Origin of the sequence: Acinetobacter sp. BIGb0102 (genome assembly GCF_003815055.1) — a bacterium.
Classification (GTDB): domain Bacteria; phylum Pseudomonadota; class Gammaproteobacteria; order Pseudomonadales; family Moraxellaceae; genus Acinetobacter; species Acinetobacter vivianii.
Genome location: NZ_RKQE01000014.1, coordinates 116943 through 143257 on the forward strand (window position 1 = coordinate 116943; position 26315 = coordinate 143257).

The 26315-nt window shown below is 39.7% G+C and carries 28 protein-coding genes and 3 tRNA genes; 21 read left to right on the forward strand and 10 right to left on the reverse strand.

The window, feature by feature from the left end; all coding sequences use genetic code 11:
- The 3 genes from EC846_RS13840 to EC846_RS13850 all read right to left on the reverse strand — a co-directional run bounded on the left by EC846_RS13840 (position 1) and on the right by EC846_RS13850 (position 2950).
- Positions 1-1167, reverse strand: a complete 1167-nt coding sequence (locus EC846_RS13840) for a restriction endonuclease subunit S (RefSeq protein ID WP_123775518.1) — start codon at positions 1165-1167, stop codon at positions 1-3.
- Positions 1164-2645, reverse strand: a complete 1482-nt coding sequence (locus EC846_RS13845) for a type I restriction-modification system subunit M (protein WP_123775519.1) — start codon at positions 2643-2645, stop codon at positions 1164-1166. Before EC846_RS13845 ends, EC846_RS13840 begins: the two co-directional genes overlap by 4 nt.
- A 98-nt stretch (positions 2646-2743) precedes the next feature.
- Positions 2744-2950 (reverse strand): helix-turn-helix domain-containing protein, encoded by a 207-nt coding sequence (locus tag EC846_RS13850; protein WP_002047802.1) that lies wholly within the window; start codon positions 2948-2950, stop codon positions 2744-2746.
- Positions 2951-3043: 93 nt separating this feature from the next.
- Here EC846_RS13850 and EC846_RS13855 point away from each other — a divergent pair, with 93 nt between their 5' ends.
- The 3 genes from EC846_RS13855 to EC846_RS18495 all read left to right on the forward strand — a co-directional run bounded on the left by EC846_RS13855 (position 3044) and on the right by EC846_RS18495 (position 4358).
- Positions 3044-3523 carry a hypothetical protein gene (locus EC846_RS13855; protein WP_002047820.1) on the forward strand — a complete coding sequence of 160 codons (480 nt, stop codon included), beginning with the start codon at positions 3044-3046 and terminating at the stop codon, positions 3521-3523.
- A gap of 228 nt (positions 3524-3751) precedes the next feature.
- Entirely contained in the window at positions 3752-4018 is a 267-nt protein-coding gene (locus EC846_RS13860) for a type II secretion system protein (RefSeq protein ID WP_228200683.1), read from the forward strand.
- Between the two features lie 115 nt (positions 4019-4133).
- The gene (locus EC846_RS18495) at positions 4134-4358 is read left to right on the forward strand and encodes a hypothetical protein (protein ID WP_228200684.1); all 225 of its coding nucleotides are present in this window, start codon (positions 4134-4136) and stop codon (positions 4356-4358) included.
- 507 nt (positions 4359-4865) lie between these two features.
- Here EC846_RS18495 and EC846_RS13870 read toward each other — a convergent pair.
- Entirely contained in the window at positions 4866-5462 is a 597-nt protein-coding gene (locus EC846_RS13870) for a LysE/ArgO family amino acid transporter (RefSeq protein WP_004770393.1), read from the reverse strand.
- A gap of 218 nt (positions 5463-5680) precedes the next feature.
- Between EC846_RS13870 and EC846_RS13875 the strand changes: the two genes are divergently transcribed.
- Entirely contained in the window at positions 5681-6568 is an 888-nt protein-coding gene (locus EC846_RS13875; protein ID WP_123775520.1) for an ArgP/LysG family DNA-binding transcriptional regulator, read from the forward strand.
- A 206-nt stretch (positions 6569-6774) separates the two neighbouring features.
- On the opposite strand, the gene EC846_RS13880 is transcribed toward EC846_RS13875, so the two are convergent.
- Positions 6775-7110 (reverse strand): hypothetical protein, encoded by a 336-nt coding sequence (locus EC846_RS13880; RefSeq protein ID WP_123775521.1) that lies wholly within the window; start codon positions 7108-7110, stop codon positions 6775-6777.
- 318 nt (positions 7111-7428) lie between these two features.
- Here EC846_RS13880 and EC846_RS13885 point away from each other — a divergent pair, with 318 nt between their 5' ends.
- From EC846_RS13885 to EC846_RS13895, 3 genes are all read left to right on the forward strand, one after another.
- Positions 7429-7845 (forward strand): J517_1871 family lipoprotein, encoded by a 417-nt coding sequence (locus EC846_RS13885; protein WP_123775522.1) that lies wholly within the window; start codon positions 7429-7431, stop codon positions 7843-7845.
- A 61-nt stretch (positions 7846-7906) separates the two neighbouring features.
- Complete coding sequence (locus tag EC846_RS13890) at positions 7907-8530, forward strand: MarC family protein (RefSeq protein ID WP_004770387.1); 624 nt, start codon at positions 7907-7909, stop codon at positions 8528-8530.
- Between the two features lie 211 nt (positions 8531-8741).
- On the forward strand, positions 8742-9263 hold the full coding sequence (locus tag EC846_RS13895) for an acyl-CoA thioesterase (protein WP_004770386.1): 522 nt from the start codon (positions 8742-8744) through the stop codon (positions 9261-9263).
- A 137-nt stretch (positions 9264-9400) separates the two neighbouring features.
- Here EC846_RS13895 and EC846_RS13900 read toward each other — a convergent pair whose 3' ends face one another.
- Complete coding sequence (locus EC846_RS13900) at positions 9401-9586, reverse strand: hypothetical protein (protein ID WP_123775523.1); 186 nt, start codon at positions 9584-9586, stop codon at positions 9401-9403.
- Between the two features lie 478 nt (positions 9587-10064).
- Between EC846_RS13900 and EC846_RS13905 the strand changes: the two genes are divergently transcribed.
- The 7 genes from EC846_RS13905 (at position 10065) to pgaD (ending at position 16805) form a co-directional block, all read left to right on the forward strand.
- Positions 10065-11078 (forward strand): CobW family GTP-binding protein, encoded by a 1014-nt coding sequence (locus EC846_RS13905; RefSeq protein WP_069576228.1) that lies wholly within the window; start codon positions 10065-10067, stop codon positions 11076-11078.
- Between the two features lie 81 nt (positions 11079-11159).
- Positions 11160-11690: a YaeQ family protein gene (locus tag EC846_RS13910; protein ID WP_123775524.1), complete on the forward strand. Its 531-nt coding sequence runs from the start codon at positions 11160-11162 to the stop codon at positions 11688-11690.
- 30 nt (positions 11691-11720) lie between these two features.
- Positions 11721-12062 carry an FKBP-type peptidyl-prolyl cis-trans isomerase gene (locus EC846_RS13915; protein WP_004770379.1) on the forward strand — a complete coding sequence of 114 codons (342 nt, stop codon included), beginning with the start codon at positions 11721-11723 and terminating at the stop codon, positions 12060-12062.
- A gap of 366 nt (positions 12063-12428) precedes the next feature.
- Positions 12429-12830: a hypothetical protein gene (locus EC846_RS13920; protein ID WP_004770378.1), complete on the forward strand. Its 402-nt coding sequence runs from the start codon at positions 12429-12431 to the stop codon at positions 12828-12830.
- 258 nt (positions 12831-13088) lie between these two features.
- Positions 13089-15086, forward strand: coding sequence for a poly-beta-1,6-N-acetyl-D-glucosamine N-deacetylase PgaB (gene pgaB / locus EC846_RS13925; RefSeq protein WP_004770377.1), 1998 nt, complete (start codon positions 13089-13091; stop codon positions 15084-15086).
- A 12-nt stretch (positions 15087-15098) separates the two neighbouring features.
- The gene (gene pgaC, locus EC846_RS13930; protein WP_123775525.1) at positions 15099-16355 is read left to right on the forward strand and encodes a poly-beta-1,6-N-acetyl-D-glucosamine synthase; all 1257 of its coding nucleotides are present in this window, start codon (positions 15099-15101) and stop codon (positions 16353-16355) included.
- A gap of 33 nt (positions 16356-16388) precedes the next feature.
- A complete protein-coding gene (pgaD, locus tag EC846_RS13935; protein WP_005259094.1) occupies positions 16389-16805 on the forward strand; it encodes a poly-beta-1,6-N-acetyl-D-glucosamine biosynthesis protein PgaD in 417 nt (138 codons plus the stop codon).
- Between the two features lie 131 nt (positions 16806-16936).
- Here pgaD and EC846_RS13940 read toward each other — a convergent pair.
- Positions 16937-17022, reverse strand: a tRNA-Leu gene (locus EC846_RS13940).
- 212 nt (positions 17023-17234) lie between these two features.
- Here EC846_RS13940 and EC846_RS13945 point away from each other — a divergent pair.
- Positions 17235-18995 carry an alkaline phosphatase D family protein gene (locus EC846_RS13945; protein WP_123775526.1) on the forward strand — a complete coding sequence of 587 codons (1761 nt, stop codon included), beginning with the start codon at positions 17235-17237 and terminating at the stop codon, positions 18993-18995.
- A gap of 122 nt (positions 18996-19117) precedes the next feature.
- Here the strand turns inward: EC846_RS13945 and EC846_RS13950 are convergent.
- Together EC846_RS13950 and EC846_RS13955 are read right to left on the reverse strand one after the other, a co-directional pair.
- Positions 19118-19203: transfer RNA gene (locus EC846_RS13950), tRNA-Leu, on the reverse strand.
- Between the two features lie 8 nt (positions 19204-19211).
- Positions 19212-19285: transfer RNA gene (locus EC846_RS13955), tRNA-Cys, on the reverse strand.
- Positions 19286-19437: 152 nt separating this feature from the next.
- On the opposite strand from EC846_RS13955, the gene folD reads away from it, so the two are divergent.
- The 3 genes from folD (at position 19438) to EC846_RS13970 (ending at position 21429) form a co-directional block, all read left to right on the forward strand.
- Positions 19438-20286 (forward strand): bifunctional methylenetetrahydrofolate dehydrogenase/methenyltetrahydrofolate cyclohydrolase FolD, encoded by an 849-nt coding sequence (folD, locus tag EC846_RS13960; RefSeq protein WP_123775527.1) that lies wholly within the window; start codon positions 19438-19440, stop codon positions 20284-20286.
- A 48-nt stretch (positions 20287-20334) separates the two neighbouring features.
- Positions 20335-21003 (forward strand): class I SAM-dependent methyltransferase, encoded by a 669-nt coding sequence (locus tag EC846_RS13965; RefSeq protein ID WP_069576236.1) that lies wholly within the window; start codon positions 20335-20337, stop codon positions 21001-21003.
- Positions 21004-21147: 144 nt separating this feature from the next.
- Entirely contained in the window at positions 21148-21429 is a 282-nt protein-coding gene (locus tag EC846_RS13970) for a GNAT family N-acetyltransferase (protein ID WP_004770370.1), read from the forward strand.
- Between the two features lie 55 nt (positions 21430-21484).
- Here the strand turns inward: EC846_RS13970 and EC846_RS13975 are convergent, their stop codons facing one another.
- The gene (locus EC846_RS13975; RefSeq protein WP_004770368.1) at positions 21485-21907 is read right to left on the reverse strand and encodes a hypothetical protein; all 423 of its coding nucleotides are present in this window, start codon (positions 21905-21907) and stop codon (positions 21485-21487) included.
- A gap of 261 nt (positions 21908-22168) precedes the next feature.
- On the opposite strand from EC846_RS13975, the gene glpK reads away from it, so the two are divergent.
- The 3 genes from glpK (at position 22169) to glpD (ending at position 26276) form a co-directional block, all read left to right on the forward strand.
- A complete protein-coding gene (glpK, locus tag EC846_RS13980; RefSeq protein WP_047426602.1) occupies positions 22169-23683 on the forward strand; it encodes a glycerol kinase GlpK in 1515 nt (504 codons plus the stop codon).
- Between the two features lie 53 nt (positions 23684-23736).
- Positions 23737-24495: a DeoR family transcriptional regulator gene (locus tag EC846_RS13985; protein WP_004770366.1), complete on the forward strand. Its 759-nt coding sequence runs from the start codon at positions 23737-23739 to the stop codon at positions 24493-24495.
- Between the two features lie 260 nt (positions 24496-24755).
- Entirely contained in the window at positions 24756-26276 is a 1521-nt protein-coding gene (glpD, locus tag EC846_RS13990) for a glycerol-3-phosphate dehydrogenase (RefSeq protein WP_123775528.1), read from the forward strand.
- The last annotated feature ends 39 nt before the right edge of the window (positions 26277-26315 follow it).

Below are 26315 nucleotides of genomic sequence, written 5' to 3' on the forward strand. Positions count from 1 at the left end.
TTATAAAGTGCCGTTAAATGCTTGGTTTTGTAGTGATTTGAATAGATTGGAAAACTCAATATTTGAAGTTTCTAATATTTTCTTTTGTTTTACAATGGATTCAACTATGGCTATAAACTTAAGTTGTAAATCCATTGGTGGGATAATTAATTCAAAATTTTTCATGATGGCTGTATTTAGATTGGGTTGAGTCCCATCTGGAGCCGTATCACGAAAATATTGAGTAATTGAATTAAGAGCCTTTAGTAAAAATAATTTATGTATTTTATCCTCACGAATATCTTGGAATGCTAACCAACCATCGTGAATACATCCTTGAATTTTCAAGATACGTGCAAACCCAAGACTTACTCCACAATTCGCAAAGATTACACTTCCTTCAGGTAATAGTCTTGTTTTATGTAAGCCTTCTTCAGTAATTGCTTCTTTGGTTTTAGTAATAAATAAATCATCACCTTTAGTAGCATCACCAATTTTGATCCAAGGATAAGTACCACCTAAGAAATTCTCAATTGGTCTTGGCGACCCTCCGCGAACAATCGTCATAAGGGTATCCATTTTTTCTTTATCCCACCCTTTAGGATTACTCACAGGATCACCAAACATATCAATAAATGTAGCTTGTAAAAGTTGATCTAACTTTTCAATCGTTTGCTGACGTTTTTGGCGCAACACATCCGCTTGATCTAAAATAGACGCAATTCGGCGTTGTTCTGCAAGAGGTGGGAGTGGGATTTCAACATTAGCAATAACTGTTTTAGAAATTTCCTTAAATGTTGCACCAACACCTAAATCTTGAAGATATTCTTTATTAGCTTTTAACCAATAATATAAATATTGTGAATCCAATAAATCAGCTTTGGGCACAAAACTTTTGAACCCTTGATTGGTACACATAGGAATTGTATTAATTGCAACGTGTCCGATAGGAGCTCGAGAACTAAACAAAACTGAATTTTTAGGAAGTAATTTCGTCGAACAACTATTAAAACCTAATTGAGTAATCTTACTTTCTGTTTTCGAAATAAATTTAGATTTTAATTTACTAAGGTCTTTAGGTGTCACCCAAGTAATATCCCCATCCCAAAAATCGGGATTATTCGTTCGTGGGGTTGAGCCAGAATGAATTTCAGCACATTCACCTAACTTCATTTTAGGATAACTCACTTAAGCATCTCCTTAAGCGCATTCATACCTTTCAAAATATCCTGCTCAAGAACTTCTAAATCAGCCAAAATTTTACTTGGCGCTTCGTATTCCACTTGTTCATAGACCACTTCCTTATAACGGCTAATCGACAGGTCATAACCATTGGCAGCAATATCGGCTTTATCGACTAAGAAACTTTGCTCAGTCGCTTTACGACCTGATTCCGATGCTAAGTTATGGAAACGGGCAATAATGTCAGGAATGTTGTTATTTTCATGCTTAGAACTGTCTAGTTCATTACGTTTATCATCTAACGAATAACCATCCGCTTGCATATCATAAAACCAAACTTTGTCCGTACCGCCCGACATGGTTTTGGTGAAAATCATAATCGCTGTAGAAACACCTGCATAAGGCTTAAACACACCAGAAGGCATGGAAATAATTGCTTCTAGCTTTTGCTCTTCCACAATCTTCTGACGCAATGCCTTATGCGCTGTAGATGAACCAAAGAGCACACCATCAGGCACAATGACCGCAGCACGACCACCAGTTTTCAGCAAACGTAAAAATAAGGCTAAAAATAACAATTCCGTTTTTTTAGTTTTAACGACAGCCTGAATATTCTTAGCACAACTTTCATTGTCCAAACTGCCTGCAAAAGGTGGATTAGCAAGAATCAGACTGTATTTTTCAGCAATATGTGAATGCGTTTCACTTAAAGAATCACGGTTTTCAATTCGTGGGTTCTCTACACCGTGCAGCATCATGTTCATGGAACCAATACGAAGCATAGTGCTATCAAAATCATAACCAAAGAAAGTTTCTTCACTAAAACGCTTCGCCGCTTCGGGATTGGCAAAAATCTCAGAGCTATAGTGCTCGTTTAAATATTCACTTGCTGCGACCAAAAAGCCTGCTGTACCACAAGCAGGGTCACAGATCGTATCGGTTGGCTTTGGCTGCATCAGCTCTACAATCATTTTGATGATATGGCGAGGAGTACGGAACTGACCGTTTTGACCTGCTGAAGCAATTTTACCAAGCATGTATTCGTAAATATCACCCTTGGTATCTTTATCATCCATTGGTACATCAGCCAACAGATCAACCACTTTGGTTAACAGCGCAGCGTTAGGAATGGTAAAACGAGCATCCTTCATGTGATGACTGTAAGTCGAGTCATCCTCTGCACCAATATTTTTAATGAATGGAAAAACTTCATTGGCAATCGTGCTATATAACGTTGCAGCATCACCCAAAGTAATAAACTTAGACCACCGTAAATGCTCTTGCTCAGGCGTAAAAATTGGATGCTCAATCTCTTTCTTTAAACGATTGGCTTTCTTTTCTTTGGTGATTTGAATTTCATCTAGTCGGCGAATAAACAGCAAATAAGTCATTTGCTCCATCACTTCAAGTGGATTGGAAATACCACCACTCCAAAATGCATTCCAAATCTGATCAATTTTGCTTTTAATTTCGCCTGTAATCACGTAGATGACTCTCAAATTTCTTTTATATCTATTGTGTTGGATTTAAAGAGTAAAATCTATGGAAAAATAAAGCAATGCGACAAGATTAGACATTGGTGCTATGGTAATAATTCTTTGGCATTGATTTCTAATGCAGACGCAATTTCATATAGTTTTTCAACAGTAAGGTTGACCTCTCCACGTTCTATGCGACCCATATAACTACGATCAATACCACACTGTAATGCAAGAGCTTCTTGCGTGATGCTTCTTTGCGTTCTTCTATTGCGAATTAATTGACCAATTACGTTGGATAATTCTGACATTTGAAACTAACTGCTCAAAAAACAGAAATATCACCAATTGAGGACTATATATCCACGGACTATAATCCTCTTTTACATAAAGGACAGCCCGTCATGAGAAAAACCGTAAATTTACCTTTATACGATGAGTTTATGGATATTTTTGCAAATCATGAAATTAAGAATTGGCAAGCCAAGCATTTCTGGGAAAAAATGGGCATGGGTAAAAGTTCCAAGGTTGAACAACATCGACGCCTAATGTATGCAGGATTAAGAGTTTTAGTAAAATGCCATTATTTGGAAGTAGATGGATCTCAATCTACAAGAAGGGCCTTTAGCTATAAAGAGACACATCGGTTAGATAATCTAAGAGAAAAATTTAAAAAACAAAAACTTGAAAAAGTATTTTTAGCAAAAAAGACAGAATTTTTAGGTCAAATTAAAGATAAAGAAAACAATATAAATTTTATTCAGACTCTCTTGGCAGATGATAAAACACTTGAAAAGTATTTTATTGTACATCAGCAGAAATTGGAAAATGACATCAGAAGTATCAATTCCAACATCAAATTCATGGAAGATGTTTTAAATTAGGTGCAGCTTTAATAAGAGTGTTGGACTGTGAGACATATCATAAGATGAATGAGCTTTACTTTTAAGCAACTTTACTTTGGTATGTTCAATCTATTTGTGATGTCTGGTCAGTTTAAAAAGATTTTAGCTGGTCAGGTTTATAAGAGAATCAGTGGTCAATTAAAAGAGAATATGCAGCTGAGTACAAAAATAGGTCTAAATGGCCGCCTGTACAAGGATTGGTAACAGATGAAGTTTCGTTTTGGCTTTACCCTAATCGAGCTATTGGTTGTGCTTGCTATTGTGGCTTTATTACTTAGTATTGTTGTGCCTCGCTATATTCAGCAAACAGATCGGGCACAGGATGCCGCATTAAAAGAAAATTTATCCACGATTCGACATTCAATAGATCAATATTATGCCGATAAGGGGGGAATATCCATCTACACTACAAGAGTTAGTAGAAAAACGTTATTTAAGGAAAGTTCCTACGGATACAGTTACTCATCGCGATGATACTTGGCAGTTTGTTTATACGGAAGAAAATAGTAAAAAGCAGATTACTGATATCAAAAGTGGGGCACTAGGAAAAGCGAAGGATGGTACTGAATATACAAGTTGGTGATGAGAGATGATTGGTTCTAGGCTATTCTTTCAGCAAGGGATTACCTATCTTTGGATGCTTTTTTTTGTTTTTTTATTGGGGTTAGGATTAGGGAAGAGTTTAGAGATTTTTTCTTTGATGGACCAAAGGCAGAAAGAACAAGAACTTTTATATGTGGGTAAGATATATCGGGAAGCCATTAGGCAATATTATTTAAGTGGGCAAGAAAAAACAAATATCCCTCACATTTAGATGATTTATTGAAGGATTCTAGGTACATAGTAACGCGTAGATATATAAGAAAGCTTTACTCAGACCCATTAACGAACAAAGCTTTTTTAACGATTCTTTCTGCTGAAGGGGGAATATGCGGGGTAAAAAGTTCGTCTACGAAGAAACCCATAAAAACCTTATTCAAAGAGGGAGAGCTAGAAATGTTTAATAAAGCTAAAACTTATCAGCAATGGGAATTTAGGTCTGGTTGTGAATAGGGCTACTATCAATTTACTAGTAAAATTTCGTCATTTATTGGAATGAAATTCTTGAAAATGAGTATAGCTTTATAAAAGACTTTGACACAAAACTTGGCACAAATAGTAAAATCTAAAAGATTCTATTGAAGTGTAATTGATTGATAAATAATGAACTAAACTTTAATAGAATCTATTGAAAAGTATTTTAGTGAGTTCGAATCTCACCGCTTCCGCCAAATACGAAAAAGCCCTTGTGAAAACAAGGGTTTTTTTCTTATCTGATGATTTAGAACAATAATTTAGTGGCAATCGCCCACATCATGATACCGACCAGCACATCTAGAATTTTCCATGAAACGGCTTTCTTAAATAAAGGTAGCAATACTTTTGCACCGTAACCGAGAGCAAAGAAGAAAATCCATGAAGCCAGAATAGTGCCTGCTGCAAATAAATAAATCTGATCTGCAAACTGCACAGAAATAGAACCTACTAGAATCACGGTATCCAAGTACACATGTGGATTCAGCCAGGTGAAGGCAAGACACATACCTATAATTTTAAGTAATGAGTCTTTCTCGATTTCACTTGGATTGAGTCCAGCATTATTGTGAATGGCTGAATAAAAATTTCTGAGTCCATAGAGAAATAAGAATGCTGCACCAAAATATTTTGCAAGCGTGACAATTAAAGGATAATCGACAACAATTTTCGAGAAACCAGTCACACCTAAATAGATCAGAATAGAATCAGAAAGTGCACAGATTAAACAGACCCAAAAAACGTGCTGCTGTTTTAAGCCTTGTTTTAATACAAAAGCATTTTGTGCGCCAATAGCTAAAATTAAAGAAAAGCCGATGCCTAGCCCGTAGAAGAATGCGGTCATATTTTTAGCTCCTCAATAATTGTGGTGGAGATGGATTTATCTTTCTGGATCTGAGCTGATGCCGCTGATTTAACTTCAGACGGAGTATTCAATCTGATCTTGAAAGAAAGGGAGATTTTGCGTATTGAAAATTTATGTTTGCTATTATCTTTTTTAAATTAGAAAAGTCAGTAAAATTAAGATTGTTTTGGGTTACCTAAATTTTTTTAAGGTTTGTGATGCTAGATACTAAACAATGTGAAGCTTTTTTCGCAGTTGCGGAGCATGGAAGTTTTGAACAGGCGGGGGCACAGCTTTGCATTACCTCTTCTGCTGTCACATTGAGAGTGCAGGCTTTGGAAAAAGAGTTGGGCAAGCTGTTATTGATCCGTGGTCGTCCTTGTGCTCTTACCCAAGCTGGACAACAGTTATTTGAGCATTTGCAGCATGTAAAGCGTTTAGAGCAAAACATGCTGCACGATCTGACGGGTGGCGCTGAATCAAACTTTTTTAAGGCGGTGATTGCTTCAAATGCTGATTCTCTGGCGACATGGTTATTGCCGACCTTAAAAGACGTTCTGATCAAACAGAAAATTGCGCTTGAGATTCGAATAGATGACCAGTCTCATACCTATTCCTTATTAGAGAAGGGAACGGTCAGTGCCTGTATTTCAATTGAAGATAAGCCGATGCGGGGCTGTCATGCTGAATATTTGGGTGTGATGCGTTATCGAATGGTCGCGACTCAACAATTTAGTCAAAAATGGTTTGCAGACGGTATTCATCGGGAAAGCTTAAGGACCACACCTGCGATTATCTTTAATGATAAAGATCGTATGCATTTCGATATTCTGGAAAAAAGTTACGGTCTAATGAAAGGCAGCTATCCTTGTCATTTCATTCCTTCTTCAGAATCTTTTGTGACTGCAATTAAATTGGGACTGGGCTATGGCATGGTGCCAGAGCTTCAGTTGGTGAGTGAAAATAAAACGGATGCTCTGGTTGAGTTGCTACCAGAAGCGAAAATAGAAGTGCCATTGTATTGGCATCACTGGAATCAGCAATCCAATCCGTTGCAGCTTTTAACTGAACATATTGTGAGTCACGCAAAGAAAATTCTGATCTAAAAAATATAAATATTACACTTTAAGATAAATATTATATGTTTTTATGCACGACATATTAGATGAGAAGTATTTTAAAATTCTCATATTGTATTTATATTGAGTCGCTTCTAAATAATAATCTCAGTATAAAAATATAATGAGACGTTATTTAGAAGCTATACTGAAAATAGATGAACCTTGTCCTTTATTTTCCGCGCTTTAACTCACTAGAAAATTCTAGAACTATCGATGTATTGTTTAGAAATATGATTTAAGGCGCTCAGGATTGAAGCTGCATCCCCGGTGGTTAAAGCAGTATTGATTTCCTGCATATAATGAGTGAGTTGGGCTTTTACCTTGTTTGAAAAATCAGGGGTGACAGGTTGATCTTCGTAGAGCAAAACATAGTTTTTTGTGAAACCATAAACCAGCAATAAAGCACAATGCTCTAGAGGGTTTTCGGCATTAATAATTGCCTGTTCACATTGGTTTTTTATTTGTTTGTAAGCATCCGTTCCATTTGGAAGTGTTTGAAAGGTTTCAAAGATCGTTTGGAAAGTCATTTGAATTACTCGCTCAAAAAGAAAATCTACAGATGAATCGAGTAGAAATCAAGACATAATTTTATATTTAAATTAATTATTACAAAGTGCTCACATTTAATGGAGTCGGAGTGATTTATTAAGATAAGAATGAACATTTTTATATTCTCATTCAAAATTATTATTTTTAGATCACTATTGAAAAAATAGCAGAGTAACGTCGAAGTGATCTAAATTTCTTAACATTTCCGATACTAGCTATATACATGCGCTACAAATTAAAAAAAGCTTAAATGTGGGAAAATAGAAGGAATTCTTTTATTTTTATTAGTTTAGGTGATGGTTGTGAAGAGCATTTTATTACCCGGGATTTTCGCTTTTGCTTTGGTGGGCTGTACTTCGATAACAACTATGACACCCGCTCAATTTAATCAGTTAAGTGCTACCCAACTACCATTTTCAGGGAGTTGGTCAGGGGAGGCGGGTTTGTCAATGGCCGTCTTAAATCTGAATCGTCAGGGAAGTGGCGTATTGTGTCTGGACGATCGTAAGGAAGCGATGTCTTATAAGGTGAAATTGGTCGACAATATGCTTTACAGTGATCAAGGCGTGAAATTTAATGTGAAAGCATTAAATAATAGCAATGCAAAAATACGCGTGAGTCTGTTGGGGCTAGGGGTGACATTGGATCTGAATAAAGATGATCAGCTCAAGAATGTGACACCGCGTTGTAAGTCATTGGTCGTAGGTTCATAAGCGCGATATCTGATTTTTATGTTGATCGTTTTTAATATTTTCCGCTGATAACGAGAGTGCCATGTTTTCTCCTTATATTCATGCGTTTGCATTATTTTTCTCACTCTTAAATCCCTTCCTGATGAGTGTTTATATGGTGGGGATGATCCGCAATACGGATGCCAAGATATTTAGTAAGGCATTAATTCAGGGGAGTTTGATTGCTTTTGGGGTATTTATCCTGTTTGCATGGGGCGGCGAGAATATTTTTAGTCGCTATTTGAATGTGCGTTTTGAATCTTTTCAAATTTTTGGCGGTTTAATCTTTCTGGTCATTGGCTATCGTTATGTGTTTCAGGGCGCAGAAACCATTGGTGAAATGCGCGGCGCACCTGAGCATCTGGCGGGCACAATTGCGATGCCTTTTATGATCGGCCCAGGTACGATTAGTGCGGCGGTTGTAACAGGGGTGAGCGTACCTTTTACAGGCGCAATGGCGGTGATCGCATTAACCTTGATTTTGACTTGTAGTATTCTCATCCTGATGAAATTTGGTCATGATCATCTTCGCTATAAACATGCCAAATATATTGACCGGTATTTTGATATTGTTGGTCGTTTATCTGCCTTGCTGATTGGTACGATTGCGATTGATATGATCGTGAATGGCGTAGTAGGACTGATTCGTTCAGCCAATCTAAGCTAAACCGCTTAGAATCTGATTTTTTGAAATTGGAGCTGTTTTTATGTGGGAGAGAATGTCATCTCTCTTGTAGAAGCAGCTTTAATGTCATTATTTCAAATGAATAAATAGAAAGATCATAAAAATAATTGATGATGTTTTAGCATTTTGCGCATATTTTTATCTTCATGAATAAACGATAATAATGAGGTTGCATTCTTAATGAGCTCTTCTCATGTATCAATTAGATCAAGCGAACCAGGCACCTGACGACCAGTCAGAGTTGACCATGACCGTTTTGATGACGCCTGATATGGCAAACTTTTCAGGCAATGTTCATGGGGGTACGATCCTCAAGCTGTTAGATCAAGTTGCGTATGCTTGTGCAAGTCGATACTCGGGGAGCTATGTGGTGACTTTATCGGTTGACCGCGTAAATTTCAAAGAGCCGATTTATGTGGGGGAACTGGTGACATTTTTGGCCAGTGTGAACCACGTTGGCCGTACTTCAATGGAAATCGGTATTCGTGTCGAAGCACAGAATATCCAGAACAGAACCATACGCCATACCAATACCTGTTATTTCACCATGGTCGCAGTTGACGAGCAGCGTAAGCCAAAAGAAGTGCCACAATTAAATTTAGATACTGAGTGGAAACGTTGTCGTTTTGAGGCAGCAGAGCAACGTAAAGCAACGCGTTTGCAAGAAGTCCATCAACCTTCATGCAGTATGTTTAAAAAATCAACGCAGTGCTAATGCTTTAAGTTGTAGATCATTTAAAATAAAAAATCGGACCGCAGCATGGTCCGATCTTTTTTTACATTGGTAATGAAATAAGCGTTAGATCATTACGAATGTTGGTCTAAAGATTTGGAGGAAATCTTTAGATCTGCTTAGTTAGTTGGTGCTGGAGTAGACGCAGGTGCTGTAGCATCAGTTGCAGCTTGAGTACTAGGTTGCTCTTGAGTTGAAACAACAACTTGGTCTTGAGTTTGAGCTTGTTCTTCAGCTGTTGCTGCAAATGAAGAAGCTGCTGCAAGAGTAAGAGTTGTTGCAAGAAGAGTTTTGATAAGTTTCATGTTTGGCATCCTTATTTCATTTAAAATAACAGCCATCAATGGATGATTCGGTTAATCCAAATCTCTCATTTCGGCATGAGGTTCATGCTATGGGCCAAACGGTTTTGCGGCAACATCCTTAACAATCTATTACGTCATTCTTAACAATATGAAATATTGGGTCGCTTTATGTAGTTGCTATGTAAAACAGCATGGAGAAATTAAGGATGAAAATGTATGGAAATATGTTTTTATGGTCAAAAAACAAGCTGGTTTTTTACGTATTTTAAACATTGATTTAAGTTTGACGAATATCTGTTAATTGAATAAACCATTTAGTTTTCAACATTAAATAATCTTTTTAGATATTGTTTGTGACATGTATCTCTTTATTTTTAATTAATGAGTCAAAAGGCAAGTTATATTAAATCTCTATTCTTTAATTTATTTAATAAATTTTTCTCTTTAAAATGAAATAAATTTTTAATGCGAGTGCATCGTGAAATTTCTTGCTCCCAAAACGGTTCCAACCCATATTATTTCTGGTTTTCTTGGAGCGGGTAAAACCACTTTATTGCAGCATTTACTGACGCAAAAGCCTGAGAATGAGACTTGGGCCATATTGATGAATGAATTTGGGCAAATTGGTGTTGATCAGCAATTGATTAGCCAACAGCAAGGTTATGCAGTTAAAGAGTTATTAGGCGGCTGTTTATGTTGTAGTAGTCAATTGCCGATGCAAATTGCACTTGCGCGTTTATTAACTGAAAGCAAGCCTGACCGTTTATTTATCGAGCCGACGGGTTTAGGGCATCCAGCTCAACTTTTGGAACAATTGACTGAGCCACATTGGCAAAGCAGTCTGGCGATGCGAGCTTTGGTAATTGTGGTAGATGGTAGTCGTTTGCATGATGAAGCATGGGTGAAGCAAAACTTATATACCGATCAACTCAAAGCGGCACAAATTGTGGTGTTATCTCATATCGACTGTATGACAGCAGCAGATCGTCAAGCTTATATGGCGTTAAAACAAGAATATGAACCTTATGTCCAATATTGGATTGAAGCTGAAAATGGACAAGTGGATATTCAACAATTAGATATTCAGCAGCAAGCGCTGCAACGAAAAATTCAGCCTTTATTAAAGATACAGCAAGCACAGCCGATGCATGCACCAAACGCTGAGATTAAACAGCTTCCTTATCATTATATTGAAACAGCTCAGGGCTATACGGTCGCAGGCTGGAAACTTCCCAAACGCTGGCAGTTTGATTTTTATGATCTGCTGGATGTGTTGTGTGCGCAGCAAGACTGGGTGCGCATTAAGGGAATCTTTAATACCGATCAGGGCTGGAAAAGTTTTAATTTCAATCCGCAGCAATTTAACTATAAATCTGCCGAAGAGGGCATTGATAACCGGATTGAGGTGATTACGCAGTCTGAGCAGGATTGGCTGGCATTTGAGACCCAGTTGTTGGCTTGTCGCAATCCTGAAGATTCGTCGACCACCTGAATAATTCAGCGCATTCTTGCCCCTAAAATAGAGTATGCTTAGCGCCAAATTTGAGAGCACCGCATTTTAAGAGTATCGTTTATGGCGTTAAAAGCAACAATATATAAGGCAGACCTGAATATCGCCAATATGGATGAGCATATCTATGCAGATTACCAACTGACACTTGCTTTGCATCCATCTGAAACGATTGAGCGTTTAATGGTTCGTATTCTTGCTTATGCACGTTTTGCTGATGAGCATCTGGAATTTACCAAAGACCTGTTTGAAACAGATGAGCCTGCTTTATGGCAAAAAGATTTGACTGGACTTTTAGAAAAGTGGATTGAAGTGGGTTGCCCATCGGAAGATAAAGTCAAAAAGGCCAGCGCACGTTGTAAGCAGGTGGCTGTCGTGACTTATGGCTCACAGGCGGACGACTGGTGGCAGAAGAATAGCAAAATTAAAACCTTAAGTAATGTGCAAGTATGGCAATTGGCTCCTCAAACCACGCAAGCACTTGAAAGCTTATGTGAACGTACTATGCAATTACAACTCAATATTATGGATGGAGAATGGTCGTTGTTAAGTGACAAAGGTCAGGTCGACATTCAATGGCAACAATTGCAATAATCTTGGTTTGAGTAATGTGGAGAGATAGAAATGACTGCAGAATTAGAAATTATTGATTTAAAAGTAGGTGAAGGTAAAGAGGCAGTTCGTGGTGCTTTGATCACGACTCACTATACAGGCTGGCTGGAAGATGGCACAAAGTTTGATTCTTCACTTGATCGCGGCAACTATTTTGAAACCGTGATTGGTACAGGCCGTGTGATCAAAGGTTGGGATCAGGGCATTATGGGGATGCGAGTAGGCGGAAAGCGTAAACTAATCGTTCCTGCACACTTGGCTTATGGCACACGTAAGATTGGGAAAATTATCCCAGCTAACGCCAATCTGACTTTTGAAATCGAACTTTTTGATGTAAAAACGCGCGACGAATAACACGTTTGTCATGTCAAAATTAAAGTGGTTTAGTCTTATTTTTGAGCTAAATCACTTTAAAATCAAACACCTATTAATATAAATATAATCTCTAACTAACATTTTGATTTTTATATAAATTTCTTTTATCTGAATTATAGGACAACCCAAGAGAAAAATATTGATTCTGTATACAGTCCTGTATATCTTTGAGTTAAAAGAGCAATTTTCTACGATTCTATTTTAAAGCGCGATTATTCAATACAGGTCGTGAAAATTTGCACTTCGGATCACTACAGGTAGATGGGGGAACAGTCACTTGTAGTTTATCCACGATAAAAATATGGCAATACGCAACGATAAGAATTTGAGTGAGTAGAGGTGGGTATGAATGATTATTTGGATATCACTGCATCAGAATTATTAAGAGAGCTCGATCATTTTTTTCTGATCGATACGCATGATGGCGCACAGACTGGTTTCTGGGTCAATGAAAAAGCCCTGATGGATAAACATTACTGGCTGGATGGCGAATATAAAGTAGAAATTTTGAGATCATTACAGCCCTCACATCAATATGCACCGCATGATTATAAAATTACCCGCTTAGCCTCAGGGGAAGATGACAGTAATGTGGTATTGCTGGAATATGATGGTGTCCATAAAAAAATATTGACCTTTCGCCGTGGAGAATGGGTGAACCGTTTAAATAAATATTTTTATCAAAAAGAGCGTCATTATTTACAGCAACTCGCAGAGCATCCAAACTTTCAGTCAATCCAGTATTAATTTAACTCGCTCACTGCTTGAAAACTCCTAATGTTGCTTGTCATCTTAGGAGTTTTTAGATTTTTGTTAATCAATATGCAGTTATTGTGTGATTTATTTCATAAAAAATACTTTTAAGTTTATTTTCAGTTTTTAAAATTATAAATACAATCCATACTCCCAGCTGATCATTTAATTCATCTTGTGTTTCCATAAACGGTAAGATGATTCAGGCATGCTTTGCGATCAGCACATTTCTAATCTTGAGACGATATCTCTATGACAACACGTTTAGTGTCTCCGACCTTAAATGCATTTTTAGGTCTTGTGTTTGGCGTGGTTGCAAGCACCACTACTTTTGCGGCAAAACCAAAAATTGATGCGACCACCTTAACCGTCATTGGCTATCATGAAATCACAGACAGAAAAGATGCGCTGATTCCTAGTTATTCGGTGACTGCACAACAGTTTAGTGAGCATATCGACTGGCTCAAGAAGAATGGCTATCACTTTATTAATGTTGATCAATTGATCAAGGCACATCAAGGTAAATATAAGTTACCCACAAAACCTGTTTTATTAACAGTTGATGATGGCTATCAATCTTTTTATCAAAATGCCTATCCAATTATTCGTGCGAAAAAAATCCCAGTTGTTTTGGCTGTCGTCGGGTCGTGGCTAGAACCAAAGGCGGGCCAAAAGGTGGACTTTGGTGGTGAGGAAATTGCACGTAATAAAATCTTGAGTTGGGAAGAACTTAAAGAAATGCAAAACAGTGGCTTGGTAGAAATTGCCAGCCACAGCTATCATTTGCATCAAGGGATTAATGCCAATCCACAGGGCAATCTGGAACCTGCCGCGATTGCACGAATTTATGATCCAAAAAGCAAAAGCTATGAAAGTGATGCAACTTATCAGGCACGTGTTTTTGGAGACCTGAAAAAGAACAATGAGCTACTAAAAGCACATGGTCTTCGTTCACCGCGTGTTATGGTCTGGCCTTATGGTCGTTATAATATGCAACTGGTACAAGCCGCGAAACAGCTCGGTATGCCAATTACCATTACACTGGATGATGGGGCAGACCATGCCAAGCAATCCTTACAGAATATGAGTCGTATTCTGATTCAGGGCAGTATGTCGACCAGCGCACTAGCACAAGAAATTAAAAACCGTGAACTGAACCTGAACGACAATAATCGCCCGCAGAAAATCATGCATGTTGATCTGGACTATATTTATGATCCAGATGAGAAGCAGCAAGAACGTAATCTGGATCATCTGATTGACCGTATTAATGGCATGGGCGTCAATACCGTCTATTTACAAGCTTTCTCCGATCCAGATGCCAACGGCTCAGCAGATATGGTGTATTTCCCGAACCGTCATATTCCAATGCGTGCGGACTTGTTTAATCGTGTGGCTTGGCAAATCCAGACCCGCACACCTGTACAACGTTTATATGCGTGGATGCCATTATTGGCTTGGGAACTGCCAAAAACGGATCCTGTATCCAAAGATCTGGTTGAAACCCAGCAGGCAAAAGAAGGTGACCATTTGAATATGGGTTATATCCGCCTTAGCCCATTTTCGCCAGAAGCACGTCAAACCATTAAGGAAATTTATCAGGATTTAGCTAAATCAACGCCGTTTGATGGTTTGTTGTTCCATGATGATGTGACCTTGTCTGACTATGAAGATGCCAGCCCAGAAGCTTTAGCTGCTTATGCAAAACAAGGCCTGCCGACTGATTTGGCAAAAATTCGTGACAATGATGCTGATTTGCAAAAATGGACAGCGTATAAGACGCGTTATTTAGATGATTTTGCGATGGAACTGGCAGGAGAGGTACGTCAATATCAACCTTTCCTTGTTACTGCCCGTAATCTATATGCGCAAGTGGCGTTAAATCCGTATGCGGAAAACTGGTATGCCCAATCCTTAGAGCAATCGATCAACCGTTATGATTTTACTGCAATCATGGCGATGCCTTATATGGAACAATCTGAGAATCCAGCAAAGTTCTACAGTGATATTTTAAATCGCGTGAAAAAATATCCAAATGGCATTAAAAAGACGGTCATGGAGTTGCAGGCCATTAACTGGCGCAACAATGAAAAGGTGCCTTCTGAAGAGATGTCAGCGACAATCAAGTCTTTATATGAGCAAGGTGCGATGCATATTGCCTATTATCCTGACGATCCGATCAAAGGACATCCAGATGTAGAAACAATGCATAAGGCTTTTAGTCTAAAATCATCTCAATTAGTACCATAGTGGAGTAATGAGATGAGTTGGATTGCTTTATTGTGGTCATACGCCATTAAGTTTGTTTTTTACTATCCCTTATTTATGTCGTATTTGTGGATGGTTGGAGCAATCATTTTCTACTGGAAAGAGCGTCAGGATCCGCCTTATCAGCAACCCGCCACTTTGCCTGAATACCCAAAAGTTGCGGTATTGGTTCCCTGTTTTAATGAAGGGGACAATGCCGAAGAAACCATTAGCTATGCACTGAAACTGGATTATCCAAACTTTGAAGTCATCGCAATTAATGATGGTAGTTCTGATAATACAGGAGAAGTACTGGATCGCTTAGCGACACAGTATGACAAATTGCGTGTGGTGCATTTAGCACAAAATCAGGGTAAGGCAATGGGATTGCAAGCAGGCAGTTTGATGACTGATGCTGAATTCCTGATCGGGATTGATGGCGATGCCTTGCTGGATCCACATGCCGCAAAATGGATGATGCGACACTTTCTGGAAGATCCAACGGTTGCGGCTGTAACAGGCAACCCACGTATTCGGACTCGTTCAACATTGCTTGGACGGATTCAGGTTGGTGAGTTTTCCTCGATTGTCGGTATGATCAAGCGTGCTCAGCGTACTTTTGGCCGCTTATTTACCGTATCTGGTGTGATTACTGCATTTCGTAAAAGTGCTGTGCATCAAGTGGATTATTGGTCACCGAACATGTTGACCGAAGACATTGATATTACCTGGAAACTGCAACGTGCAGGCTGGGATGTACGTTTTGAGCCGAATGCACTGGTGTGGATTTTAATGCCTGAAACTTTGAACGGTCTATGGAAGCAGCGCTTGCGTTGGGCTATGGGCGGGGCACAGGTATTGGTCAAGAATATTGATGTATTCCTAAAACCCAAATTAAATTTTTTATGGCCTTTGATGTTTGAGCTGTGTTTGACACTCATTTGGTCATATTTGATGCTTATTATGGCTGTGATCTGGTTATTGCATTTTATTCTGGCAATACCGGCATTGGCGATCGTTAGCTCACCATTTTTACCGTACGGTAGTGGAATTTTATTGGGGGCAACCTGTTTAATTCAGTTTGCTTTAAGCAAATGGATGGATAGTCGTTATGAACCAAACCTAGGGAAAAATTATTATTGGATGATTTGGTACCCATTTGTGTTTTGGTTGATCACGATTACTGCTACAATCGTCGCCTTTCCAAAGGTCCTGTTGCGTAATGATGAAAAGCGTGCCCGTTGGATTAGCCCAGATCGTGGAATTCGTTGAATCGCAAAGATTCATTTTTGCTGAGAAAAAGCAATGAAAGCAGACAGTTTGATTATTGATGTACGTCGCCAGCTCCCATGGCACAAACGTTATTTTTCGACAACAACAACCGCAATGATGTGGGCAGCCTGGTTATTATTATGGCGTCCATTTATTTTGGTGTGGGTGTTGGTTGAATTACAAAAGACCCATATTGCCCAGCGTTTGATGTCGGCATTTAGTGATGGTCTTGAGCATGGTGTAACTGCCTTATTTATGTGTGCAGTTGCGTTATTGCTTTGGGGATTGTTGCCTGCCAAGCGTGTGCATCAAAAACATGTGGTGGAAAAGACACTGCCTGACTATGCACGTTATTTTGAGCTCCCTGAGCAAGAAATTCAGGCTGGACGTCAGCAGAAAGTGAGTGTTGTTCATCATGATGAGAATGGTAAAATTATTCGGGTGGAATAATTTTTATTGTTTTATATCGAATGCCTGAGTCTTTTGCTCGGGCATCTTTATTTTGTAGTGTTAAATTTCAGGCATAAAAAAACCAGCTTACGCTGGATTTTTATTTGCACCATATTTCATTAGTTGAAAAATGGTGCCCGAGGCCAGACTCGAACTGGCACGCTTTGTGGGCGGGGGATTTTAAATCCCCTGTGTCTACCGATTTCACCACTCGGGCATGTGCGCAATAATAGAGGACACTTTAAAACTTGGCAAGAGTAAAACTCACTATTTGCTTTCTTTTCAAGCGATTCATGCAGTTATCTGATAAAAAATAAACGGCAAAGGCTTCTTTTCATGATTATTTCATTAAACTGAGATCAAAGCTTCATGTTGGCTAATTAACTTTACTCATTTATTTAAACGAATAAAAGTAAAGGTAGCTATCACATGACAGCAAAAATTTCTCGGCGGGAACTCATTCAAAAAAGTTTATTCGGTTTCGGCGCGTTATCTTTATCGGTTGGCTTCATAGGGTGTAATGATAGCTCTGATCAGGAATCTTCAACTTTAAAAGTCAATTTTGAACATGGGGTTGCCAGTGGTGATCCGTTAAAAGATCGTGTGATCTTATGGACGCGTTTGACACCCAATGACAGCAGTGCACGTTTGCAAGTCACTTGGCAAATTGCACTGGATGACCAATTTAAGCAGCTCGTAAAAACGGATAAAGTGACAACGGCTGCATCGCAAGATTTTACCGTGAAGGTCGATGCGACAGGGTTGATTCCAGACCAAAGTTATTTCTACCGTTTTATCTTTGGAGATAAAATTTCTCCAGTCGGACGAACCAAAACTTTGCCCACCAGCACCTCTAAAGTCAGTTTTGCGGTGTGTTCATGCTCGAATTATCCAGCAGGCTATTTTTATGTCTATCGTGAAATGGCCAAGCAAAATGTCGATGTGATCATCCATCTGGGGGACTATATTTATGAATATGGTGCCACTGGCTATGCGACAGAAGAAGCGAAGGAGCTGAGACGAACATTACCCGCAGATAATGATAAGGAAATTATCAAGCTGGATGATTATCGCAAGCGTTATGCACTCTATCGTGAAGATCTGGATTTGCAGGCAGCACATCAACGTCATCCCTTTATTGTAATCTGGGATGACCATGAGTTAGCCAATGATACATGGCGGGAAGGGGCTGAAAATCATCAGCCAGATGAAGGGCCTTTCTTAGAGCGTAAACTTGCCGCATTACAGGCTTATTTTGAATGGATGCCGATTCGTCCAGTTGATGATCAACATACCAAGATTTATCGCCAGTTTGACTTTGGCAGCTTGGTGCAGTTGACCATGTTAGATACCCGTATTATTGCGCGTGATGAACAACTTGATTATGACGACTATCTGACAGCTACAGGACTGGATACTGCTAGGTTTCAGGCTGATTTAACTAATCCCGCACGTACTTTGATGGGTTATACCCAGCGAGACTGGTTGCTTGGAAAATTGCAGCAATCAACAGCGACATGGAATGTCTTGGGGCAGCAAATTCTTATGACCAAAATGCTGGTACCTGCTGAGTTACTGTTTGCGTTGGCAGAAATTACTTCGGGAAATCCGAGTGATGAAACTTTGGAAAAAATGAATGCACAGATTGCTGAGCTGATTACGCTGAAAATCCGTTTGCAAAAAGGTGATCCGACGTTAACTGCACAAGAAAAAGCACGTGTGTTAACTGTCGCGCCTTATAACCTTGATGCGTGGGATGGTTATTTTGCAGAACGTGAAATTCTGTATGGCACTTTGGCGCAATTAAAGAAAAAAGTCGTGGTGCTGGCAGGGGATACACACAATGCATGGTCTTCTAATCTATATAGCAAAGATGGGGCATTTGTCGGCGTAGAGCTTGCCACAAGTTCGGTATCTTCACCGGGTTTGGAAAAGTATCTGAATATTCCTTTGGCGCAGTTACAGCAATTCGAATTTGCTTTTAATACACTGATTGATGAATTGAATTATTGCAATTTGAATCAGAGAGGGTATTTGATGGTTCAGTTTGATGAGACACAAGTCCAATCCCAATGGATTTATCTGGATTCAATCAAAAAACCTGTATATGCGATTGATCAAAGCCGTGGCTATCAGTTAAGTCTGGATAAAAATTTATTGCCAATGAAAACTGCTCAACAGGTGGCGTAAATTTAAAAGTAGCAAAGGCCAAGTCATCGTGCTTGGCTTTTTTCTTGTAATCTAAATTTCAGGCATAAAAAAACCAGCTTACGCTGGATTTTTATTTGCACCATATTTCATTAGTTGAAAAATGGTGCCCGAGGCCAGACTCGAACTGGCACGCTTTGTGGGCGGGGGATTTTAAATCCCCTGTGTCTACCGATTTCACCACTCGGGCTTTACCAATGGAGGCGGAGGTCGGAATCGAACCGGCGTACACGGAGTTGCAGTCCGCTGCATGACCACTCTGCCACCCCGCCATCTCTTGGTGATGCACATATTAGCAATCTTTAAAAAAAAAACAATAGTGTTTATCGCGAATATGCACATAAAAACAACATCTAAAAGAATATTGGTCAAATTATCATGTATTATTTACCCAATTCATTCATACCCACTTTGGAGATGCGCTGTGGCATTGGTTTTAGACGGTCGTGCATTAGCAAAACAAATTGAAACGGATTTGTTGGTACGTGTAGAAGCATTAAAAGCAAAATCGGGGCGTACCCCAATCTTGGCCACCATTCTGGTTGGCGATGATGGCGCATCTGCAACTTACGTGCGTATGAAGGGAAATGCTTGCCGCCGTGTCGGTATGGATTCTCTTAAAGTTGAACTTCCAAAAGAAACCACAACTGAACAGCTTTTGGCTGAAATTGAAAAATTAAATGCCAATCCAGATGTTCACGGGATCTTGTTACAACATCCAGTGCCTGAACAAATTGATGAAAGAGCATGTTTTGATGCGATTTCATTAGAAAAAGATGTGGATGGTGTGACTTGTCTTGGTTTTGGTCGTATGGCAATGGGCGAAGCAGCATATGGTTCTGCAACACCAGCGGGCATCATGACGATTCTAAAAGAAAACAAGATTGAAATCGCAGGTAAACATGCCGTAGTGGTGGGCCGTTCAGCGATTTTGGGTAAACCAATGGCAATGATGCTATTACAAGCCAATGCAACTGTGACCATTTGCCATTCACGTACACAAAATCTTTCTGATCTTGTAAAACAGGCAGATATTATTGTGGGTGCAGTGGGTAAAGCTGAATTAATTCAAAAAGACTGGATCAAGCAAGGTGCAGTTGTTGTTGATGCTGGTTTCCATCCACGTGATGGTGGTGGTGTAGGTGATATCCAGTTGGTCGGCATCGAAGAAGTTGCGTCTGCTTATACACCAGTACCAGGTGGGGTAGGTCCAATGACCATCACCACATTAATTCGTCAAACCGTAGAAGCTGCTGAAAAAGCATTAGGATAAGCATTAATAACCCCTCGCTAAGAGGGGTTTTTTTAGAATTAAACAAATATGAGCTGTACTTTTCAATTTGCCAAAGCCCCTGAGCAATTGCTTAAAGCATTGCATGAAGTGATTCCAAACACGGATTTGCTGGCGCAGCAACTGCCTGAAACACCGATTTCACTCTGGTTAATTCCACCTGTATTTCCAACAGATCGTTTAGATGATGAAGTGATCCGAAGAATCTGGAATGAAACACCGTACTGGATTTTTTGTTGGGCATCTGGTCTGGCAATGGCGCAATGGTTATTGGCAGAGCCGCACCATGTCAAAGATAAAGTGGTGCTGGACTTTGGTGCTGGATCTGGTGTGGTTGCCATTGCAGCAAAAATGGCGGGCGCAAAACGAGTAATTTGCTGTGATATTGATCCTGTCAGTTTGGCGTCATGTCGTGAAAATGCACTATTGAATGATGTTGAACTGGAATATCTGGACGATTTATATCAAGCAGAGCAAGTCGATGTGCTGCTAGCAGCCGATGTACTCTATGATCAATGTAATCGTTTCTTTTTAGATGAATTCTTGAAATTTGCACCCGAAGTGTGGGTGGCAGATAGTCGGGTGAAGAATTTTAGTCATCCTCAATATCTAAAAATTGACGAACGTAGTGCCACAACGTGGCCTGATCTGGATGAATCCAAAGAGTTTCGAAATGTGAGTTTTTATCGTACTAAATAAAAGTGATTGTGGTTAAGGATGACCATGATTGCCTCATAAATAAATATAAAATTTTAACAAAGCAGGGTTAACGCCCATGTTAAAACATTGAAGTTAAAAAATGAAATTTTGCGACTGGATTGAATAACAAGATGAGGAGCGCACATGGGAATTGAACAAACTGATGATGGTAAACATGGCTCATTCAAGCTGTTGGAAGATGGCGTGCTAGCGGGAGAAATGGCGTATACCTGGGCAGGAGATAGCATGTTAATTATTGACCACACGGATGTCAGCGATCAATTTCGTGGTCAAGGTGTCGGACACAAGCTTCTACATGAATTAATCGCATTCGTCAGGCAGCGTCAGGTGAAAGTGATTCCGTTATGTCCTTTTGCAAAATCTGTATTTGATAAAGATCTCTCTATTCACGATGTTCTAAAATGATAAAAAAGGACGTATTCTGAGTTGGATACGTCCTTTCTTTTAGCAATCAGCCTGATCAAGAACAGGTATAACGTACAACTTTTAATGTAGTTGGACGTGTTTCAAGCGCCTGACGGGTCGCATAACCTTCGCTATTATTTAAGTCTGGTGAGTTCGATAGACCAAAAGTTGCGCGACTGTTACCGAGTTTGACGCCGTATTGTTCTTGCTGTGTCGGATTCATAATTTCATTAACGCTAAGCACTGAAATTTTGTAGTTTTTTTCTGCACCTAACACTTGCTTACAAGCGTGTTGTAACTTTTTCTCGTCAATATCACGATTGCTGTGAGCGGCAAGTGTATAAGCAATCGTCGCCGAAGTTGTTGTTTTATTTTCAATTTGATAGCCAGTCACACCATTATATTGATGTGGACTGCTTTGACAGGCTGCAATAAGAAGAGTACCGCTTACAAGAAAGAATAAATTCGTTTTTTTCATATCAATGGTCCTGTTATTTCTGCTTTTAGTATCGCATAAAAACAGTTTTTTATTGTGAGTTATCTTTAAAACACGGGCTATTCATCGTTTTTATGTTCAAAGTTAAAGAAAGAATTTTCGTTTTCGAACAATTTTGCATATAATCTGCCAAGTTTTTTATTTAATACAGAAGTCATTGCTTTTTTGCAGTATTTAGAGCCCGTTTTTTAACGGGCATTTAATTTATTGCACTATACACAAGCAAGTCTGGATAGGTATGTCATGATCTCTACAGATAGTCAAAAAAAATACGTGGTTGCATTTGACCAAGGTACAACGAGTTCACGTGCAATCGTATTGGATCACGATGCGAATGTCATCAGTATTGCTCAGCGTGAATTTACGCAAATTTACCCACAACCAGGTTGGGTTGAGCATGATCCTATGGAAATCTGGGCGACGCAAAGCGCAGTATGGGTAGAAGCTTTAGCGCAAGCAAGCATCTCAAGTGATCAGATTGCAGCGATTGGGATCACTAACCAACGTGAAACAACGGTCATCTGGGATAAGCAGACAGGTAAACCTATCTACAATGCAATTGTATGGCAAAGCCGTCAAAGCAATGAGATTTGTAATCAGCTTCGTCAGGATGGTTGGCAAGACTACGTGCGTAAAGTGACGGGCTTGGTGATTGATCCATATTTCTCGGCAACAAAAATTAAGTGGATTCTTGATCGTGTTGAGGGAAGTCGTGAGCGCGCAGAACGTGGCGAACTGTTATTTGGTACAGTTGATACATGGTTGTTGTGGAAACTGACCAATGGTCAAGTCCATGTGACTGATTACACCAATGCATCACGCACCATGTTATTCAATATTGAAACATTAGAGTGGGATGACAAGCTACTTGAAGCATTGAACATTCCAAAAGCAATGTTGCCAGAAGTGCGTAGTTCTTCTGAAGTCTATGGTTATACCCACACGATTAGTGGTCAGGAAATTGGAATTCCAATTGCCGGGATTGCGGGTGATCAACAGGCAGCCTTGTTTGGTCAAATGTGTGTTGAAGTCGGTCAGGCAAAAAATACCTACGGTACGGGCTGTTTCTTGCTCATGAATACAGGTAAACGTATTGTTCAGTCAGATCACGGTCTGTTGACAACCATTGCATGTGGTGCGCGTGGTGAAGTGAACTATGCACTGGAAGGTGCAGTGTTCAATGGTGGCTCATGTGTACAGTGGTTACGTGACGAGCTGAAAGCCATTAATGACTCACATGATTCTGAATACTATGCAACCAAAGTAAAAGATAGCAATGGGGTCTATGTTGTGCCTGCCTTTACTGGCTTAGGTGCACCGTATTGGGATCCGACTGCACGTGGTGCGATTTTGGGTATTACCCGTGGTGTGAGCATTGAACACATTATCCGTGCGACCTTGGAATCGATTGCGTATCAGACACGTGATGTACTGGATGCAATGCAACAGGATTCGGGTGAAAAGTTACGTACCTTACGTGTGGATGGTGGTGTAACCGCAAATAACTTCTTGATGCAGTTCCAGGCAGACATTATGGGCACTTCGGTAGAACGTCCAGCGATGAAAGAGACAACGGGTATGGGCGCAGCCTTCCTTGCGGGTCTGGCAGTTGGTTTCTGGTCTGACTTGAACGAGTTAAAGAGCAGAATGACCATTGAAAATACCTTTACACCAGAATGCGGTCAGGAAGTGACTGAAAAACTGTATAAAGGTTGGTTAAAAGCAGTCGGACGTACTCGTGATTGGGCGGAAGATTAAGCTAAAATAACCAGATTGAGTAAGACGTAAAAAATAATACAGGATGGATGAGCATGAGCTTGATATTGCGCCAACAGAAAACCCTCGAGTTAGTGAGAGAACGTGGCTATATCAGTATTGAGGAGCTTGCTCAACATTTTGATGTTACCCCGCAAACCATCCGTCGTGATATTAATCAATTGGCGGATGAAGGGTTATTACGTCGTTACCATGGTGGCGCAGCGCATGATTCAAGTGTAGAGAACACTGAATATACGATGCGTGTCGGCCATATGCTGGAAGAAAAAAGAACGATTGCAGCCGCTGTCGCTGCAGCCGTTCCAGATCATGCTTCATTATTCATTAATATTGGTACCACAACCGAAGCAATTGCGCATGCATTGTTAAACCATACTGGTTTGCGGATTATTACCAATAACCTCAATGTTGCGAAAATCCTCAGTACTAAAGAAGACTTTGAAGTTCTAATTGCCAGTGGTCGTGTTCGCCCAGATGGTGGGGTAATTGGACAAGCGACTGCGGACTTTTTTAAACAGTTCAAAGCCGATTATGCACTGGTCGGGATCAGTGGAATCGAAGAGGATGGGACTTTACTGGATTTCGATTTTCAGGAAGTTTGCGTTTCTCAAGAAATCGTTTCCAGCGCACGTCAGGTTTTTCTTGCTGCCGATAGTAGTAAATTTGGTCGTAATGCCATGATTCGTTTAGGTTCACTCAAGCAGGTGGATTGTATTTTTACCGATCAGCAACCGAATGATGCCTTTATGAAAACCATTCAGGAACTGGATGTTGGTTTGATTATTGCAAAATAAATCTTCATTTTCGAAAAATTGTTACTTTTCTTGAGCTAAAGGCTTTTGGCTCAAGAGCACTTTATTAAAATAATCCTGATTCTCTTATAAACACTAGCTTTCCATCGTTTTCATCTTTGCATTGTCTTACTTTTCATTTTTGACCATTTATCTAAAAATGTTTAGAAATTGGGTTTTTTGCGCTCATTTTTTATTGTTTATTTTCATTTAACATGTTTAAATGTTCGTAATTGAACAATAATGAACATTTGCGGTGATTTATGCAAACTTCTCCTCAGTTAAATGACAAAATTTATGATCTTGCTGTGATTGGTGGTGGTATCAACGGTGTTGGTATCGCAGCTGATGCATCAGGACGTGGTTTGTCTGTCTTCTTGTGCGAAAAAGATGATTTGGCGAGCCATACATCTTCTGCAAGTAGTAAGCTCATTCATGGTGGTCTACGCTATCTTGAACATAAAGAGTTTCGCTTGGTACGTGAAGCATTGGCTGAACGTGAGGTATTGCTAGCAAAAGCACCGCATATTATTCGTCCTATGCGCTTTATCATGCCGCATCGTCCGCATTTGCGACCAGCTTGGTTAATTCGTACAGGTTTATTCTTCTACGATCATCTTGGTAAGCGTGAAAAATTATTGGGTTCAAACAATGTCTATTTTAAAGAAGACAGCCCTTTAAATGCGGCAATTACCCGTGGTTTTGAGTATTCAGATTGTGCTGTCGATGACGCTCGTCTGGTTGTGCTCAATGCAATGCATGCCCGTGAAAAAGGTGCAGATATTGTGACACGTACCCGTTGTTTATCAGCACAACGTGAAGGGCAGTATTGGGTCGTTGTTCTGGAAAATGAAAAAGGTCAATTCCAGATTAAAGCAAAAGCTTTGGTGAATGCTGCTGGTCCTTGGGTGGCGCAGTTTATCAAGCAGGATTTACAGCTTAAATCACCATACGGTATCCGTTTGATTCAGGGTAGCCATATCATCGTGCCGAAACTGTATGAAGGCGACAAAGCATTTATTATGCAAAATGATGACCGTCGTATCGTCTTTGCTATTCCATATCTGGATCAATACACCATGATTGGAACGACAGACCGTGAGTATCAAGGTGATCCTGCACAAGTGAAAATTACACAGGAAGAGACCGATTATTTGATTAAAGTGAGCAATGCACACTTTAAAAATCAGTTAACCCAAGCTGACATTGTGTCGACTTTTGCGGGTGTTCGTCCATTGTGTGATGATGAGTCTGATAATCCATCTGCAATTACCCGTGACTATACCTTAGCACTGTCTAAAGAGTCGGATGATCAAGCACCATTACTTTCAGTATTTGGCGGTAAATTAACAACTTATCGTAAGTTGGCTGAGTCTGCTATGCAGCAGTTAAAACCATTCTTCCCTGAAATGAAGGGTAGCTGGACTGCAACAGAAGCTTTACCGGGTGGTGAAAATATGGAGTCGGCTGAACAGCTGGCAAAAGAAATTCGCGCACAAATTACAGATGCTTCTGAAGCTTTAGCAAAACGTTGGGCATCTGCATACGGTTCGCGCATCTGGAATATTTTGGGTGATGCAACTTCGGTTGAGCAGCTTGGACAGCATTTTGGTCAAGGCTTGTATGCAAAAGAAGTTGACTACTTATGTGCTTTTGAGTGGGTAAGCAACAGTCAGGATGTTTTATGGAGACGTTCTAAGCTTGGTCTGAACTTTGCGCAAAGCGAGATTGAAAGTTTAGATGCGTATTTGGCAAATAAACCACATACAACTGTTGCCGCTTAATTCTTTTCATAAAAAAGCCCTCTGATTTAGAGGGCTTTT

Excerpts from the sequence above, each read along its gene's own strand:
- EC846_RS13850 (WP_002047802.1), bottom strand. The coding sequence starts at position 2,950 with ATGTCAGAATTATCCAACGTAATTGGTCAATTAATTCGCAATAGAAGA.
- EC846_RS13855 (WP_002047820.1), top strand. The coding sequence starts at position 3,044 with ATGAGAAAAACCGTAAATTTACCTTTATACGATGAGTTTATGGATATT.
- EC846_RS13860 (WP_228200683.1), top strand. The coding sequence starts at position 3,752 with ATGAAGTTTCGTTTTGGCTTTACCCTAATCGAGCTATTGGTTGTGCTT.
- EC846_RS18495 (WP_228200684.1), top strand. The coding sequence starts at position 4,134 with ATGATTGGTTCTAGGCTATTCTTTCAGCAAGGGATTACCTATCTTTGG.
- EC846_RS13870 (WP_004770393.1), bottom strand. The coding sequence starts at position 5,462 with ATGACCGCATTCTTCTACGGGCTAGGCATCGGCTTTTCTTTAATTTTA.
- EC846_RS13875 (WP_123775520.1), top strand. The coding sequence starts at position 5,681 with ATGCTAGATACTAAACAATGTGAAGCTTTTTTCGCAGTTGCGGAGCAT.
- EC846_RS13880 (WP_123775521.1), bottom strand. The coding sequence starts at position 7,110 with ATGACTTTCCAAACGATCTTTGAAACCTTTCAAACACTTCCAAATGGA.
- EC846_RS13885 (WP_123775522.1), top strand. The coding sequence starts at position 7,429 with ATGGTTGTGAAGAGCATTTTATTACCCGGGATTTTCGCTTTTGCTTTG.
- EC846_RS13890 (WP_004770387.1), top strand. The coding sequence starts at position 7,907 with ATGTTTTCTCCTTATATTCATGCGTTTGCATTATTTTTCTCACTCTTA.
- EC846_RS13895 (WP_004770386.1), top strand. The coding sequence starts at position 8,742 with ATGTATCAATTAGATCAAGCGAACCAGGCACCTGACGACCAGTCAGAG.
- EC846_RS13900 (WP_123775523.1), bottom strand. The coding sequence starts at position 9,586 with ATGAAACTTATCAAAACTCTTCTTGCAACAACTCTTACTCTTGCAGCA.
- EC846_RS13910 (WP_123775524.1), top strand. The coding sequence starts at position 11,160 with ATGGCGTTAAAAGCAACAATATATAAGGCAGACCTGAATATCGCCAAT.
- EC846_RS13915 (WP_004770379.1), top strand. The coding sequence starts at position 11,721 with ATGACTGCAGAATTAGAAATTATTGATTTAAAAGTAGGTGAAGGTAAA.
- EC846_RS13920 (WP_004770378.1), top strand. The coding sequence starts at position 12,429 with ATGAATGATTATTTGGATATCACTGCATCAGAATTATTAAGAGAGCTC.
- pgaB (WP_004770377.1), top strand. The coding sequence starts at position 13,089 with ATGACAACACGTTTAGTGTCTCCGACCTTAAATGCATTTTTAGGTCTT.
- pgaC (WP_123775525.1), top strand. The coding sequence starts at position 15,099 with ATGAGTTGGATTGCTTTATTGTGGTCATACGCCATTAAGTTTGTTTTT.
- pgaD (WP_005259094.1), top strand. The coding sequence starts at position 16,389 with ATGAAAGCAGACAGTTTGATTATTGATGTACGTCGCCAGCTCCCATGG.
- EC846_RS13945 (WP_123775526.1), top strand. The coding sequence starts at position 17,235 with ATGACAGCAAAAATTTCTCGGCGGGAACTCATTCAAAAAAGTTTATTC.
- EC846_RS13965 (WP_069576236.1), top strand. The coding sequence starts at position 20,335 with ATGAGCTGTACTTTTCAATTTGCCAAAGCCCCTGAGCAATTGCTTAAA.
- EC846_RS13970 (WP_004770370.1), top strand. The coding sequence starts at position 21,148 with ATGGGAATTGAACAAACTGATGATGGTAAACATGGCTCATTCAAGCTG.
- EC846_RS13975 (WP_004770368.1), bottom strand. The coding sequence starts at position 21,907 with ATGAAAAAAACGAATTTATTCTTTCTTGTAAGCGGTACTCTTCTTATT.
- glpK (WP_047426602.1), top strand. The coding sequence starts at position 22,169 with ATGATCTCTACAGATAGTCAAAAAAAATACGTGGTTGCATTTGACCAA.
- EC846_RS13985 (WP_004770366.1), top strand. The coding sequence starts at position 23,737 with ATGAGCTTGATATTGCGCCAACAGAAAACCCTCGAGTTAGTGAGAGAA.
- glpD (WP_123775528.1), top strand. The coding sequence starts at position 24,756 with ATGCAAACTTCTCCTCAGTTAAATGACAAAATTTATGATCTTGCTGTG.